We start from the raw sequence: 15,602 nt of genomic DNA, 5'->3' as shown, positions 1-15,602 counted from the left end.
GCCGCGTCGATGCGGAAACCCCGAAACCTCGGTTCATTGCCAGAGAGGCCGTCCGGTTCCGCCTACAGTGTCGGATGTGTGGCGAGCGGACAGGGTGACCGACGGTGAGGACGACGTGAACGACGACGTCCCCGTCGAGGGTGCCCGCGCGCGCTCCGACGACGATCGAGACGAGCAGCAGGACGTGGACCAGGAACGGACCGACGACGAGCCGGACCGCATGCTCCGCCCGGAGCTGCAGATGACGAGCCCGCAGGCGATCAGCCTGGGCGACCCGCGGTTGCAGGCGGGCAACGCGGCGGAACCGACGTGGGACGGCTGGCGCACCCAGCTGACCGGGGTCGGTGGCACCAGCCCGCTCACGCACTTCAGCGACCACCCGCGCGCCCGCATCGAGCTGTCGACCACCCACCCCGGTGGTCTCGCGCAGTTCATCACCGGCAAGACGACCCTGCTGTCCAGCCTGATCCGCGACGAGGTGGCGCTCCGTGCCGCCCGCGTGGCCGCCGGACACGTCGAGGCGAAGGGCACCGAGCTCGCCACCGTGCGCGGCATCGACGCCGTGAAGCTCGGCATCGGCATGGCCGACTGGAAGCACGGCGACGAGCAGTTCCGCGGCCCCGTGCTCCTGCGACCGCTGGCGATCCGTCGGCACGGACGCGACTTCGAGGTGCGCCTGCTCGGCGAGCCGGTGCTCAACCCGGGCCTCGCCGACGCCCTGCACGAGCAGTTCGGGGTGATCCTCGACGCGCAGTCCTTCGTGGCCCTCGCGCAGCAGGACGGCTCGTTCACACCGAACCCCGTCATCGACCGGCTGCGTGGGCTGACCGCGCACATCCCGGGCTTCTCAGTGCACGCCCGACTCGTGGTGTCCGCCTTCGCCGAGGTCGCGACCGGCATGGTCGAGGACACCGGCGACCTGTCGCACCCCGTGCTCGACGCACTGGCCGGCAACCCGAGCGCGAAGTGGCAGGTCGAGCAGTCCTACCACCCCGTCGAGCAGACCCCGTCGGACGAGCGCAGCCCCGAGACCGACACGCTGCTGCTCGACGCCGACGACGAGCAGGAGAACGTGATCGCCCAGATCACGGCCGGCAACTCCATCGTCGTGAAGACCCTGCCGGGCACCGGTGGCACCCAGACCATCGTGAACGCCCTGGGCGGCCTGGTCGCGGCGAACAAGCGCGTCCTCGTCGTGAGCCCGCGCCGCGCCACCCTGCGGGGCATCGCCGCACGCTTCGGCGAGGTCCAGCTGCCCGGGGTCGCCGTCACGCCGTCGACCCTGCGCCGCGACGTCGTCCGTGCCATCGCCCGCAACGAGAAGGCCGCGCGGCCGAACCTCCGCGAGGTCGACGACGCCCTGGTCCGCCTGCGCAAGGTGCTGAAGGACTACCGCGGCTCGCTCACCCGCAAGGACCCCGACTTCGGCGTCTCGGTGCTCGACTGCCTGGTGGAGCTGTCGCGCCTGTCGCTGCTGCCCGTCGCCCCGTCGACGACCGCTCGGCTGTCGAAGCAGTCCGTGGCCTCGATGGTCGACGGCCGGTCGCGCGTCGCCGAGACGATGGTCAGCGCCGCGAACCTCGGCGAGTTCCGCTACGGCCCCGACGACTCGCCCTGGTACGGCGCGAAGTTCTCCTCGAGCGACGGGGCGCAGCGTGCGCACCGCATCGCGAAGGACCTGGACGCCGACGGCCTGCCGACCCTGCTCCGCCGTGCCCACGACCTGGTGAGCACGACGCACATGCGCCAGTTCACGACGATCAACGAGCTCGGCATCTACCTGCGCCTGCTCACCGAGATCCGCGACACGCTCGACCGCTTCCTGCCGGTGGTGTTCGACCGCTCGGTGTCCGAGCTCGTGGCCGCCACCGCCCCCCGCGGCGAGGGCGCCCCGATGTCGTCCACGAACCGTCGGCGGCTGAAGAAGCTCGCGCGTGAGTACGTCCGACCGGGCGTGCACGTGTCCGACCTGCACGAGGCACTGACCCGCGTCCAGCAGCAGCGCGTGCTCTGGCAGCGCTACGTCGCCGCCGGCGTGAACCCCGAGGTGCCGACCGGCATCGCCGACGTGCAGGTGCTGTTCTCGAACGTCGCCGAGGACCTCGCGCGTCTCGACGAGCCGCTGGGCCGCACCGAGCGCGACCGCCAGCTCGCGAACACCCCGGTCGACCAGCTCGTCCCGACCATCGCCGAGCTCGCCGCCGAGTCCGACGTCCTGCACAACCTGCAGGAGCGCACCGAGCTCATGCAGACCCTGCGTGACCTGCAGCTCGAACCGCTCATCACCGACCTGGCGAACCGGCACGTGCCGGACGTGCAGGTGCCGGCCGAGCTCGAGCTCGCCTGGTGGCAGTCCGCCCTCGAGACCATGCTCGAGTCCGACCGGGCCCTGCTCGGCGCGAACACCGACATGCTCGACCGGGTCGAGGCCGACTTCCGCCTGGTGGACGACGCCCACGCGGCCGGGGTCTCCCAGGGCCTGGCGTGGCAGCTCGCCGAGAACTGGAAGGTCGGTCTCGTCGACTGGCCCGAAGAAGCGACGGCGCTCAAGACGCAGCTGCGCGACGGTGCGATCACCTCGCGCCTGCTGCAGGACTCCGCACCGCACCTGTCCCGGTCGATCGCCCCCGTCTGGCTCGCGAGCCCGTACGAGGTGCCGCAGATCGCCGACACGATGCCGTTCGACACCGTGATCCTGGTCGACGCCGGTGCCGTGACGATCGCCGAGACCGTCGGTGCCGTCCGTCGTGCCCGCCAGACCGTCGTGTTCGGTGACCCCGTCACCCAGACACCGTCGCCGTTCCGCATCGCCGTGGACCCCGAGCACCGGGCGCTGCAGGTCGACGAGGGCACGCTCGACGCGTTCCACGCCGACTCCGCACTCGCGAAGCTCTCCACCCTGCTGCCCACCCTGTCGCTGTCGCGGTCGTACCGCGCCGGCGGCGAGGACCTGGCCGAGCTCGTGAACCGTCGCTTCTACGGCGGCAAGATCGAGTCCCTGCCGTGGGCCGGCTCGTTCCTGGGCCACGGCTCGATCGCGCTCGACTACGTCAGCGACGGCAAAGCCGTCCCCGACCCCGAGTCCGGTGCCGTCGAGAGCGTCGACGCCGAGGTGGACCGCGTGGTCCGGCTCGTCATCGACCACGCCCGCACCCGCCCGACCGAGTCGCTCATGGTCATCACCGCGTCGGCGAAGCACGCCGTGCGGGTCGAGCAGGCCGTGCTGACCGCCGCCCAGGGCCACAAGGACCTGACCGAGTTCGTCATCGGCGACCGCGCCGAACCGTTCATCGTGGCGACGCTCGAGCAGTCGGTGGCGCAGAGCCGCGACCGTGTCGTGTTCTCCATCGGGTACGGCCGCACACCGCACGGCCGCGTGCTGCGCGACTTCGGTCCGCTCGGCAAACCCGGCGGCGAGCGGCTGCTCGCGGTCGCGATGACCCGTGCCCGTCGCTCGATGGTCATCGTCACGTGCTTCCAGCCGTCCGACATCGAGGCCGAGCGCATGGGCCACGGCACCATCGCCCTCGCGGAGATCCTGGCCGAGGTGCGCGCCCGCACGACCGCCGAGTACGTGCCGGACGACTCCGACCCGTTGCTCGTCGACCTGGCCCGTCGCCTCGAGATGCGCGGCATCCCGGTCGCGCTCGGCCACCGTGGCAAGCTCGGTCTCGTCGCCGCGCACGGCGGGGTGTGCGTCACCATCGAGACCGACGCGTCGCTCGTCAAGGGATCGCTGCGCGAGTCCCTGCGCCTGCGCCCCGAGGTGCTCCGTCGTCTCGGCTGGCACTACGTGCGCGTGCACGCGTTCCAGCTGTTCTCCGACCCGGACCGCGTTGCCGACACCGTCGCGTCCGTGCTCGGGGTCGACCGCGGTGCCACGCAGGAGATCTCGATCCCACCGATCCCCGCCCGCCGGTGAGCACGCAGGACCTCGATCCCAGCGTGTCCACGGTCGGCCCCGCCCGCCGATGAGCCGCCGGGCCTCGCGGCCCGCCGGTCCGGTGACGCCGGAGACGGACCAGCTGGTGGGCACGTGGACGCGGGCCGACGACGTGTCGTCAGCCGCGCCTCCCGGATCAGCGGTTCCGCAACCTGACACGGACGACCCGTCGGGAGGCCCGGTGCGGCGCCGCAGGCGCGTCACCACCCAGCCGGTGGCGGGCTACGCCCCGGCGCCGCCGCCGGAACCGGCGCGACACCGCGACGGTGAGAACGACGACCAGCTCCGGCGCGACGTCCCGCCGCACTGGTAACCGGTACCCTGGCCCGTGATGACTGACACCGCGCGGCAGCGCCCCGACTGGCAGACCTGGCCGAACCTGATCACGCTGTTCCGCCTCGTGCTGATCCCGGTGTTCATCGGCCTCGTCGTCGCCGGCCACCCGGGGTGGGCGCTCGTCGCCCTCGTCGTGATCGGCGTGAGCGACTGGGCGGACGGCTTCATCGCCCGGAAGTTCGACCAGGGCTCGAAGCTCGGCAAGGCGATCGACCCCGTCGCCGACCGTCTGGCGATCATCGCGATCGTGCTGTCCCTGGTGCTCGTCGGCCTGCTGCCCTGGTGGGTGGTGGCCGTCGTCGTGCTCGTCGACCTGGTGCTCGTCGTCCTGTCGAGCGTGCTGTTCCACGGCAACCCGGACCTCGACGTCACGTGGACGGGCAAGATCCGCTCGGCACTGCTGTTCGTCGGGCTGCCGGTGCTGCTGTTCTCCGCGGTGCACACCGTCGACGAGAACGCGCCGTGGGTCCGGGTCGTGGCCCTGGTCTTCGTCTACCTCGGCACCGCGGGGCACGTCCTCGCCGGCGCCCAGTACGCCGTCGCGATGTTCGCGAAGCGCCGGGCTGTCTCCGCCGCCTGACCCCCCTCCAGCGCAAAACACCGGTGTTCACGCTGCGCACCGCGGTTTGCGGGTGTGCAGAGCGGGAACACCGGTGTCTTGCGGGTCCGAGCGCGGTCGTGCGCCGGGGCTAGAGCTTCGTCGAGCCGCCGATGCCGGGCCCCTCGGGAGCGTTCGACGGGGCGATGTGCGCCCCCGTGCTCGCGGCGCCACCGTTCTGCGGGCGGAGCAGGTCGCGGATCTCGAGCAGCACTTCGACGTCGGTCGGGGGCACGTCCTGCGGGGTCTGCTCCTCGTCGTTCTTGACGCGCTCGAACGCCACCTTCTTCAGGTGGTTCACGGGTACGACGAGCGCGAAGTACACGACAGCGGCGACGATGACGAAGTTGATGACCGCGCCGATGATCGCGCCGAAGTAGAGCGTTGCGCCTTCGCCGGAGACCGTGGGGATCTTGACCTTCAAGGCTTGGTCGAGGCTTGAGGCGTTGAACACCGCACCGATGAGCGGGTTGATCAGGGCGCTGACGATCGTGCTGACGATCGCGGTGAACGCCGCACCGATGACGACTGCCACGGCCAGGTCGATGACGTTGCCGCGGAGCAGGAACTCCTTGAAGCCCTTCATGCGAGGGTCTCCTTCCGGGTCGAGGACGGCCGCCGAGTGGCGACGCGCCCAATGTATCCGGAGAGCGCAGACCGCGTCAGGACGCGGCGGACTTCGAGCTGCTCGGCTTCGACTCGGGCTTCTTCGCCGGCTCGGACTTCTTCGGCTCCGACTTCGCAGGGGCGCTCGACGACCCCTCGGCCTTCGGCGCCGGGCGGGAGTCGGTGCGGTAGAAGCCACCGCCGTTGAAGGTCACGCCGACGGGGGAGAACACCTTGCGCAGGACGCCGCCGCAGACCGGGCACTCCGTCAGGGTGGCGTCGGAGAACGACTGCTTGATGTCGAACGCGTTGTCGCACTCGGTGCAGCGGTACGAGTAGGTGGGCACATCAGCTCCGGAACGTGATGATGCGTGACGGCGTGATGATGCCGTCGACGGGTTCGTCGTGGGGTTCGCGCGGGACCTCGTCGAGGTACTCCGCGTCGAAGATCACAGCATAGACGGGCGGGCGGTTCGCCATGGACCCGAGGGTCTTGTCGTAGTAGCCGCGCCCCCAGCCCATGCGGACCCCGTCGTGCCCCACCGCCGCCGCGGGGGCGAGGATGGCGTCGACGTCATTGATCGCGAGCGGGGACAGGACCTCACCGACGACCTCGGGCAGGCCGAGCAGGCTCTCGGTCTCGCTCTCACCGTCGCCCACGGCCCAGTCGAGCAGGCCGTCCTCGCGGGTGACGGGCAGCAGCACGCGGATGCCCTGCTCGAAGGCCCAGTTCAGGAACGGCCGGACGTTCGGCTCGTCCGGCGCGGACAGGTACAGGGCGATGGACGTCACCTGGCGCTCCTCGACGAAGCGCTGCAGGGTCGCGGTCAGGGTCTCGGTGTCCGCGTCGCGTTCGGTCGTGGTCCGGGTGCGCCGCCGCTGCCGGAGTTCGGCTCGCAGGGCGCGCTTCTCGTTCCCGAGATCGGCGATCATGCCGAGGAGTCTACCGAGGGGTGTCGTTGCGGCTTCCCGCCGGGAACGCGCGCACTCCCGTGTCCCCCGGAGCGACGACATGCCCTCGAAAGGGGGATCGGATACGGTCTGACCATGGGCTTCCAGATTTCGAAGGCGGTGATCCCGGCCGCAGGGCTGGGTACCCGCTTCCTCCCCGCGACCAAGGCGATGCCGAAGGAGATGCTCCCCGTCGTCGACAAGCCGGCCATCCAGTACGTGGTGGAAGAGGCTGTCGGTGCCGGGCTGACCGACGTGCTGATGATCACCGGGCGCAACAAGAACGCGCTCGAGAACCACTTCGACCACGTGTCGGAGCTCGAGGAGACCCTCCGCAAGAAGGGCGACCACGAGAAGCTGCAGAAGGTGAACCAGTCGACGGACCTCGCCGACATGCACTACGTGCGCCAGGGTGACCCGCTCGGCCTCGGCCACGCGGTGCTCCGCGCGAAGATGCACGTCGGCCGCGAGCCGTTCGCCGTGCTCCTCGGTGACGACATCATCGACGCCCGTGACCCGCTGCTCCAGCGCATGATCGAGGTCCAGGGCGAGAAGAACGCCACCATCGTGGCCCTGCTCGAGGTCCCCGAGTCGCAGACACACCTGTACGGCATCGCCACGGTCGAGCCGACCGAGACCGACGACGTGGTGAAGATCACCGGCCTCGTCGAGAAGCCCCCGCAGGGCGAAGCGCCCTCGAACCTGGCCATCATCGGCCGCTACGTCATCCGTCCCGAGGTCTTCGACGTCCTCGAGAAGCAGGAGCCGGGCAAGGGCGGCGAGATCCAGCTCACCGACGCGCTCATGAAGATGGCGAGCGCGGAAGAGTGGACCGGCGGCGTGTACGGCGTCGTGTTCCGTGGACGCCGGTACGACACCGGTGACAAACTCGACTACATCAAGGCGATCGTGCAGCTCGCCTCGGACCGCGATGACCTCGGCCCCGACCTCAAGTCGTGGCTGAAGGAGTTCAACGCGGGCGAATAGTCGGCCATCCCGCTCGGGTCCGGTGATCACGGACCCGAGCGGGACACCCCGTCCCGCACCGGGGCGGGACCCCGGAGGAACCCAGCGATGACGACGATCCCGACCCTGTCCCACGGGCGGGTCACCATCCGCCCCCTCCGGCTCCGCGACACCCGCGACCTCGACGCGGCACTCGCGACGAACCGCTCGTGGCTCCGCACCTGGGAAGCCACGAACCCCTCCGGACACGTCTCCACCGACGTCCGTGGCAGCATCCGCGCGCTCCAGGCCAACGCCCGCGCGGGACTCGGTCTGCCGTTCGCGATGGAGCTCGACGGCCGCTTCGTCGGGCAGCTCAACGTCTCCGGCATCTCGTACGGCTCGCTCGCGAGCGCCTCGATCGGCTACTGGGTCGTCGAGGACGCCGCCGGCCACAACGTGACGCCGATCTCCGTCGCCCTCGCCGTCGACCACTGCTTCCGGTCGCTCGGCGTGCACCGGATCGAGATCTGCATCCGGCCGGAGAACGCCCCGAGCCTGCGGGTCGTCGAGAAGCTCGGCTTCCGGTACGAGGGGCTCCGTCGCCGGTACATCCACATCAACGGGGACTGGCGCGACCACTTCTGCTTCGCACTGGTGGCCGAAGAAGTCCGCGGTGGCGTCCTCGAGCGCTGGGTCCAGGGGCAGGTGCCCCCGGGCGTGGGGACCGTGCCGCTCGCCGCTCGCGACGAGGCCGCGATGCCGCTGGACACGACGCCGCGCATCTGACGCGCTGCACCTGACGGGCCCGGAGGCGCGGCGCACCTCCCACGGATTCCGCCCCGACACGCGCAACACGCGTCCGGCAATGACGGGGCCGGGGAACCGCCGCCCCTACCGTGTTCGCATGGCAGGAATCGGCTCGTGGGGTGGCGGCATCGTCCTGCTCGTCGCGGCCGTCCTCTGGCTCGTCTACCTGATGCCGTCGTGGGCCGCCCGTCGTCAGTACCTGGCCACCGAGCGGAACGCCATCCGGCTGCAGCAGACCCTCCGGATCCTCGCGCAGACCGCCGAGCTGCCGGACGAGGTCCGCATCGAGATGAACGCGAAGTCCCTGGCCCAGGCGCAGCGCGTCGCCCGGTCCGAAGAGGCCAAGCGCACCGCCATCGTCCGGGCCCACGAGGCCGCGCGGCAGCGTGAGATCACCCGCCGCCTCGCCGAGCAGGCCCCGGTGCTCGAGCGGGCATCCGCCGTGCCGGCCCTGACCGCGATGCGGATGCGCCGTTCCCGGCTCGGAGCGACCCTGTTCGGCACGCTCGGCATCGTCATCGCCCTCGTGGTCTTCATCGCATCGCCGTCGCTCTGGCTCGTCGGTGTCGCCGGCCTCGTCGCCGCCGGTGGGTCCGCAGCGGTCCTGGCCCAGCTGCACCAGGTGGCGACGGCGCGAAAGCAGCGTCTCGCGGCCGCCGAGACGGGCGCGACCCGCGCCTCCCGGCAGTCCACCGCGTGGACCGACCCGGCGCCGCCCCTGTCGACGGAACAGCCCGCTGTGCCCGCGCAGGACCGCTCGTGGACCCCGAACCACGTGCCGAAGCCCCTCTACGTGGAGCGACCGGCCGCGCCGGCCGCGTCGCCCGAGTCGTCGGCCGAGCTCGCCGCCCGGTTGAAGGAGCGCGTCGCCGCGGCCAAGGCGGAAGCCGAGGCCGAAGCTGCGGCGATCCGTGCGGGGGAGTCCGACCCGTCGCTCGCCACCGTGTCCCGGATGCGTCCCGAGCTCGAAGAAGCGGCGGCGTCACTGTCCGCGCACGACCAGGGGCGTCTCGCCGAGCGGCTCGGGCTCCGGGCCCCGGCCGCGTCCGCCGGCCTTGCTCCCGGCGCTCCTGCTCCAGCCGCTCCTGCTCCCACCGACGAGCCTGCCGGGCCGCCGAGCAAGTGGGCCGGCATGGGCGTCCTCGACGACGATGCGTACCAGCAGGCCGACCTCGACGCGATCATGCGACGGCGCCGCGCGGTCTGACCCGCGGCACGCCCGACGGGCCACGCGCGATTTCGGCTGGGCCGAACGAGGGTGCTAGTGTGGTCGAGCACTTGGGGCTATGGCGCAGTTGGTAGCGCGTCTCGTTCGCAATGAGAAGGTCAGGGGTTCGAATCCCCTTAGCTCCACCACGTGGCAACCACGAGAACGGCCCGGAACCGACAGGTTCCGGGCCGTTCTGTCGTTGCTGCGCGCGTGCGGTGAGACCTTCCTCCACAGGCCGAGCAACGGGGATCGTTCGACACAGTTCACGCACCGGGGTGGTGTGTTGTCCAACGCATCGCCCTAGACTCCCGGTGCGCCGCAGGGGCGTCGCCGGCCCACCGGGCCCGACCAGGGGGAGAGCATGTTCCGTATCAGTCGTCTCGTCGCGACCATCGCGACCACGGTGGTGGTGGCCGCCGGCATCGCGGTCGCCGGACCGTCCTCGGGTGCGTCCGCGGCGGTCACACCGCTGGGGGTCGACATCTCCTGGCCGCAGTGTGGCAGCCAGGTGCCGACCGACCAGGCGTTCGGCATCGTCGGGGTCAACGAGTCCCTCGGCAACACCACGAACCCGTGCCTCGCCGAACAGCTCGACTGGGCATCGAAGTCCGTCGGCGGTTCGGCCCAGCCGAAGACCCAGCTGTACGCGCTGTTCGCCAACCCGGGGCTCCAGGCCTCGGTCTGGCCGACGTCGAACAGCTACCAGGGCACGGTGCCCACCAACCCGTTCGGCACGTGCGTGACCAAGAGCGGCAAGAAGCAGCTCACCCTGGCCTGCTCGTTCATGTACGGCTACGCCCGCGGGTACGACGACGTCCAGAGCCGTGGGGTCCCGAACCCGTCCGCCTACCGCTGGTGGATCGACGTCGAGACGGGTCTGTCGTACCAGCGCGACACCGCGCAGAACCGTGCGGCGATGCAGGGCATGATCGTCGGGCTCAAGACCGCCGGCGTGAAGCGGATCGGCCTGTACTCGACCGGGTCACAGTGGAAGACCATCGCCGGCACCGTCAAGGCGAACAGCCCGCTGTACGGCCGCTCGAACTGGATCGCGCTCGGCAAGAGCACGGTGACGAAGGCACGCAAGGCGTGCTCCGGCACGCCGCTTCCCGGCGGCACCATCGCCATGGTCCAGGTCGAGGTGCCCTACGGCTCCGGCACCATCGACCGCAACGTCTCCTGCACCTGATCGACCTGACCTGACCTGACCTGACCTGACCTGACCTGACAGACGGGAGGCCCGGTGCCAGCTGGCACCGGGCCTCCCGTCCGTCCGAGGGTCGCGTCAGACCCATCGCCACCGCCCGATCGTCAGCCCGCGATGCTCTCGGTCAGCACGCCGGACTGCGCGAAGGTGGTGTGGATCGCGTTCGCGGCCTGCTCGAAGGCGCGGTTGCCGCGCGAGACGCCGAGCGCGCCGCCCTTGATCGCGGACTTGCCGGATCCGCGCAGCAGTCGGGCGACGGTGCGGCCGTCCGGGGCGATCATGATCTGCACGTCCAGGCGGGTGTGGAACGTGCGGTCGTTCGCCATGCCGCCGATGAGCAGCGTCAGGCCGAGGCTGCCGCGGGTCGCGCGGAGCGCACCCTGTTCGGCGTCGTCGACGGTGTAGCCCTCGTGGGCGAGCGCGTCGCGCACCTGGGCACGGGCGGTCTCGGGGTCGGTGGCGACGAAGAAGTCGTGGCTCTCGGGCATGTGTGTGTTCCTTCCGAACGGGTCCGCTGGGACACGGAGGACGCTCGTCCCCGGAGATGATCATGCCGTGTCGGAACGACGGAGGTGTCGCTTACGCTGGTCGTGTCATGACTGCCTCGATGAACCGCCGCGCACTCCTGTCCCTCGCCGGCGTCGCCGGGATCGGGTTCGCCGTTGCGGCGTGCTCCTCCGGCAGCGACAAGGGCGGCGACGGCGGCAGCGGCCGGGGCAGCTCCGGCGGCGGGGGCGGGACGACGTCCACCCCCGCGACGAAGCCCGTCGCGAAGGCCCTCGCCCCGGCGCAGGTCCCGCTCGCCGGTGGCGTCACGGTCACCGTCACGGGGACCGGGCTCGCCGCGGTCAAGGGCGTCACCGTCGGTGGTGTCGCTGCGCGCGACGTCGAGGCGACCGCGTCGAAGGTGACCTTCACGGCCCCGCACCAGGCGATGTACACCGCCGGTGACGCCGACGTCGCGCTCTTCACGTCGGCGATCGAGCCGAGCCCGTCCGCCAACCAGTCCTCGGACGGCAACGGCAGCGCCGCGAACGACGGGCAGAGCGGCGCCACCCAGGACACCGCGACCACCACGCCCACACCGACCGCCGCCCCCACACCGGACGCGGGCAGCGCCGTCGCGACGACCACCCTCGCGTACGCCGCACTGACCGACGTCGACCGGCAGCTCGCCTACGCGATGCGGTACTGGAAGGACTACAACCTCGCCGAGTACGGCACCATGAACCCGATCGGCGGCGACTGCGCGAACTACGTCAACCAGACGCTCATCGCCCGCGGCTGGAAGCAGCGGTCCGACTGGTACAACCGCGCGGCCGGCGCCGAGCACAGTGCGACGTGGACCTACTGCCCCACCATGGACCCGTGGCTCGAGACCAACGCGGCCGAGTTCGGGCTCACCCGGCGCTCGTCGGACGAGCGCGACAAGGTCAAGGTCGGCGACATCGTGTTCTTCGACTGGAACGCGAACGGTTCACCGGACCACACCACCATCGTGTCCGAGGTCTTCACCGAGTCCGACGGCACCATCCGCATCAAGTCGGCGAGCCACAACCAGGACGGCCCGTACCGCGACCTCGACGAGATGATCACGGTGCAGCACCCCGGTGGGACGGCCTGGTTCCACACGTTCGACGTGTAGCGCTGTCCAGGCCCGCACGACACCGGTGTTCGCGTGTCGCACCGCGGTCTGCGCGTGTTCAACCGGCGAACACCGGTGTCTTGCAGAGCCGACGGACAGCACCGCTCAGGGGTACCCGAGGAACCAGAGCAGCACGATCGCGACCGGCTGCAGGCACACCCCGACGACGAGCCACGTCACCGCCCGCCGCCGTGTCCCCACGAACGCGTCCGACCCGAGCAGCGGCGCCATCGGCATGAGCAACCGTGGCAACGACTGCTGCGGCAGGAACACGGCCACCAGGTACAGCCCGTACGAGGCCGTGAACGCGAGCACGTCGGTGCCCAGGGCCCGGGTGCTCCTGCGCGAGATGAACCACACGGCGCCGGCGAGCACCACCACGACGAGCCCGATGCCGAGCGGCCCGAGCCACGTCGACGCCATGATGAACCACGGTGTCAGCGGCGCGAAGTGCTGCCGGCCGACGAACCCCACCCACCACGACAACTCGGTGTCCAGGTAGGCGTCCGGCCGCCCCGTCACGGCGGTCGCGATGACGGGCCACGCCAGGCCCGCAGCCGCGACGACCAGGCCGGTCACCGCGATCGCGATCCGATCGCGCCACGGGAACACCTCGGCTGCTCGCCCGGACCGGCGCGCTCCGACCCACCGCACCACCAGGTGCACGGCCAGCGCCAGCGCCAGTGCCAGGACCCCGGGCTTCGTGAACGCGGCCACGACACCGAGCGGTGCGATCAGCCAGTACCGTCGCCGCACCAGGGCCAGCAGTGCGCCGAACAGCAGCACGAGCAGCAGGCTCTCGGCGTAGGCGACCTGCAGCAGGAAGCCCGTCGGCGCGAACGCGAACAGCGCGGTCGCCCAGCGGGCACGGTGTGCGCTGCCGACGGCGAGCACCAGCCGGTACAGCAGCACGCACGCGCCGGCTCCGGCGATCGAGGCGACGAGGACCCCGGTGACCCAGAACGAGGCGCCGGTCAGCGTCATCAGGATCCGCACGACCGTGGGGAACACGGGCAGGAATGCCCACGCGTTCGGCAGGACGTGCCCGGCGTCGTCGACGGGCAGCGTCGCCGGGTACCCGTGCTCGGCGATGATCCGGTAGAACGAGGCGTCCCACGACCCCGAGAACGTGAAGAACGACGGGTCGCGTCGGTACGAGGCGAACGGCCAGCCGTTCGCGGTCGCCAGCAGGTACACGGTCGCCAGCAGCACGGTGCTCACCACCCGGGAGCCCATCCAGAGCAGCAGCGGCGCGGTCCACGCGCTGTGCCGTCCGGTCAGCAGGTTGCGGAACCCCCGCCTGGAGGCCCGGCTCGCTTCCGCCACGTTCGTCACCCGCCCGATCCTCCCAGACCGTGGGCCGCGCCCCGCATCGCGGGTCGCCGCCCGCCCGGCGCGAGGCGACCCGTGTGCGTCGTGAGCAGCGGTGGTCGGGTCCGTCTGCCGGAGGTGACCACCGCTGCTCACGGGGTGTGGGCCTCCCGGCTAGCGCCCCGTGACCGCGCGACGGATCTGCTCGATCGGGACCTTCGGGGAACGGTCTGCGTTGAGCAGGCCGTTCGTCTCCTGCATGGTGTCGGTGAGCTGCGTCCAGCAGGACCCGGCGAGGAACGAGCTCGCACGGACCGCGTCGTACAGCGCGGTGATGCGGGCGACCCAGTCGTCGCCGTCCGTGGCCGACGTGTACCCCCAGCCGTCCTCGCGCTGGACGCCCGGCTGGTAGTTCACGCCGCCGAACTCGGTGAGCATGACCGGCTGGCCGAGGTTCTCGGCGCCACCGACCAGGATGCGGCGGTCCGCCGGGCCGATCCCACCGAGCAGCCGGGTCCGTGCGGTCTCGTCCGCGTAGGTCGCTGCGAGCCGGGGTCCGTCACCCTCGTAGTCGTGGATCGTGACGATGTCGGAGTTCGTGTGCTCCCACCCGTCGTTCGAGATCACCGGACGCGTCGGGTCGAGTGCCCGCGTGACGTCGGCGAGGGCCCGTGCGTAGGCCTGCTGCGCCGGGTCGGTGGCGATGTGCTGCACACCCCAGCTCTCGTTGACGGGCACCCACGTGACGATCGACGGGTGCGAGGCGTCACGCTCGACGGCGTCCATCCACTCGCGCACCAGACGCTGCACGGCACGGGGGGAGAACGCGTAGGCGCCGGGGGCCTCGCCCCACACCATGAGTCCGAGTCGGTCGGCCCAGTACAGGAACCGCGGGTCCTCGATCTTCTGGTGGTTGCGGGCCGCGTTGAAGCCGAGCTCCTTGATGAGTTCGACCTCGCGGCGGAGTGCCCGGCGGGACGGGGCGGCGATGTGCGATTCGGGCCAGTAGCCCTGGTTCAGGACGCTGCGGACCTCGTGGCGTCGGCCGTTGAGCAGGAACGCGCCGCCGTCGACCCCGACCGTCCGGAGTCCGAAGTAGCTGGCGACGGCGTCGATCGGCGTCGCGCCGGTACGCGGCAGCAGCGAGACCGTCGCGTCGACCAGGCGTGGGGCGTCCGGGGTCCAGTGCAGCTCGTCCTCGGCCTGCCCGTTCGTCTGCCGCGCGATCGGGACGACCACGTCGAACTCGTCCCCGGTCTCGCCGACGGTGGTCTCGATCGTGGCGAGGTGCTCGTCGCGGTCGTCCCAGCGGGCCTCGACGCGCAGGCGCTCGCCGCCGGTGCGGTGCCCGTCGAGCCGGACCGTCAGGCGCATGGTCGCGTGGTCGACGTTCGTCCAGCGCAGGGACGCGATGGAGACGGTCGGCACGGCCTCGAGCCAGACGGTCTGCCAGATCCCGGTGGTGCGGCGGTACCAGATCGCGTGCGGGTCCTCGTGCCAGTCCTGCTTGCCGCGCGGCTGGGTCAGGTCGTGCGGGTCGTCCTCGGCGCGGACCACCAGGGTGTGCACGGCGTCGGGGTCCGTGGTCAGCGCCTCGGTCACGTCGAAGGAGAACGGCGTGTGGCCGCCCTCGTGCCCGCCGAGGAACTGCCCGTCGACCCAGACGCGGGCGCGGTGGTCGACGGCGCCGAAGTGCAGCACGAGTCGAGGCGCGCCGGTGCCGAACCCGGCGGCGTCGAGCTCCGAGCGGGTGATCGCACGGGAGTACCAGACCACCGGGTGGAATCCGGGCTCGTCGATGCCCGAGGCCGGGGACTCGGGCGGGAACGGGACGACGATGTCCCGGGCGTCGGTGAAGCCGGTGCGCCAGGCGTCGTCGTCGCCGTCGTTCCGGAACGACCACGTGCCGTCGAGGTCGGCCCAGGCGGTGCGGAGCATCTGCGGCCGGGGGTACGTGCCGTCCTGCCGCGAAGCGAGGGGGAGGCCGGGGGCGGAAGCGGAGTCAGGTGCGGCCACGGTGCCGTCGAGCGTGCTCATACC

13 protein-coding genes and 1 tRNA gene are annotated in these 15,602 nt (G+C 71.2%); 8 read left to right on the top strand and 6 right to left on the bottom strand.

Features of this window, described 5'->3' with window-relative positions:
• Positions 1–94: 94 nt before the first annotated feature.
• Both MXD64_RS15475 and MXD64_RS15470 read left to right on the top strand, forming a co-directional pair.
• Complete coding sequence (locus MXD64_RS15475; protein WP_017887993.1) at positions 95–3,922, top strand: ATP-binding protein; 3,828 nt, start codon at positions 95–97, stop codon at positions 3,920–3,922.
• Between the two features lie 352 nt (positions 3,923–4,274).
• Entirely contained in the window at positions 4,275–4,859 is a 585-nt protein-coding gene (locus MXD64_RS15470) for a CDP-alcohol phosphatidyltransferase family protein (protein WP_042540049.1), read from the top strand.
• A gap of 109 nt (positions 4,860–4,968) precedes the next feature.
• Here MXD64_RS15470 and mscL read toward each other — a convergent pair whose 3' ends face one another.
• The 3 genes from mscL to MXD64_RS15455 form a co-directional block, all read right to left on the bottom strand.
• Positions 4,969–5,463, bottom strand: coding sequence for a large conductance mechanosensitive channel protein MscL (mscL, locus tag MXD64_RS15465; protein ID WP_042540047.1), 495 nt, complete (start codon positions 5,461–5,463; stop codon positions 4,969–4,971).
• A 76-nt stretch (positions 5,464–5,539) separates the two neighbouring features.
• On the bottom strand, positions 5,540–5,830 hold the full coding sequence (locus MXD64_RS15460; protein WP_071250341.1) for an FmdB family zinc ribbon protein: 291 nt from the start codon (positions 5,828–5,830) through the stop codon (positions 5,540–5,542).
• Position 5,831: 1 nt separating this feature from the next.
• Positions 5,832–6,416, bottom strand: a complete 585-nt coding sequence (locus tag MXD64_RS15455) for a 5-formyltetrahydrofolate cyclo-ligase (RefSeq protein WP_017887988.1) — start codon at positions 6,414–6,416, stop codon at positions 5,832–5,834.
• Positions 6,417–6,530: 114 nt separating this feature from the next.
• Here MXD64_RS15455 and galU point away from each other — a divergent pair, with 114 nt between their 5' ends.
• From galU to MXD64_RS15430, 5 genes are all read left to right on the top strand, one after another.
• A complete protein-coding gene (gene galU, locus MXD64_RS15450; protein ID WP_017887987.1) occupies positions 6,531–7,421 on the top strand; it encodes a UTP--glucose-1-phosphate uridylyltransferase GalU in 891 nt (296 codons plus the stop codon).
• 87 nt (positions 7,422–7,508) lie between these two features.
• Positions 7,509–8,168, top strand: a complete 660-nt coding sequence (locus MXD64_RS15445) for a GNAT family N-acetyltransferase (protein ID WP_017887986.1) — start codon at positions 7,509–7,511, stop codon at positions 8,166–8,168.
• A 118-nt stretch (positions 8,169–8,286) separates the two neighbouring features.
• Entirely contained in the window at positions 8,287–9,396 is a 1,110-nt protein-coding gene (locus MXD64_RS15440; protein WP_214518659.1) for a hypothetical protein, read from the top strand.
• Positions 9,397–9,469: 73 nt separating this feature from the next.
• A tRNA-Ala gene (locus MXD64_RS15435) sits at positions 9,470–9,545 on the top strand.
• A 215-nt stretch (positions 9,546–9,760) separates the two neighbouring features.
• Positions 9,761–10,588: a hypothetical protein gene (locus MXD64_RS15430; RefSeq protein ID WP_017887984.1), complete on the top strand. Its 828-nt coding sequence runs from the start codon at positions 9,761–9,763 to the stop codon at positions 10,586–10,588.
• A 122-nt stretch (positions 10,589–10,710) separates the two neighbouring features.
• Here the strand turns inward: MXD64_RS15430 and MXD64_RS15425 are convergent, their stop codons facing one another.
• Positions 10,711–11,094: a hypothetical protein gene (locus tag MXD64_RS15425; RefSeq protein WP_017887983.1), complete on the bottom strand. Its 384-nt coding sequence runs from the start codon at positions 11,092–11,094 to the stop codon at positions 10,711–10,713.
• A gap of 107 nt (positions 11,095–11,201) precedes the next feature.
• Here MXD64_RS15425 and MXD64_RS15420 point away from each other — a divergent pair, with 107 nt between their 5' ends.
• A complete protein-coding gene (locus MXD64_RS15420; RefSeq protein ID WP_263136756.1) occupies positions 11,202–12,251 on the top strand; it encodes an amidase domain-containing protein in 1,050 nt (349 codons plus the stop codon).
• A gap of 105 nt (positions 12,252–12,356) precedes the next feature.
• On the opposite strand, the gene MXD64_RS15415 is transcribed toward MXD64_RS15420, so the two are convergent.
• Positions 12,357–13,586 carry a hypothetical protein gene (locus MXD64_RS15415; protein WP_263136755.1) on the bottom strand — a complete coding sequence of 410 codons (1,230 nt, stop codon included), beginning with the start codon at positions 13,584–13,586 and terminating at the stop codon, positions 12,357–12,359.
• 150 nt (positions 13,587–13,736) lie between these two features.
• A complete protein-coding gene (locus MXD64_RS15410; protein WP_263136753.1) occupies positions 13,737–15,599 on the bottom strand; it encodes a glycoside hydrolase family 2 protein in 1,863 nt (620 codons plus the stop codon).
• Positions 15,600–15,602: the final 3 nt, after the last annotated feature.

Source organism: Curtobacterium sp. Arg-1, assembly GCF_025643395.1.
Classification (GTDB): domain Bacteria; phylum Actinomycetota; class Actinomycetes; order Actinomycetales; family Microbacteriaceae; genus Curtobacterium; species Curtobacterium poinsettiae.
The sequence above is the reverse complement of the archived record's forward strand: the minus strand, read 5'-3'. Positions and strand labels throughout refer to the sequence as shown.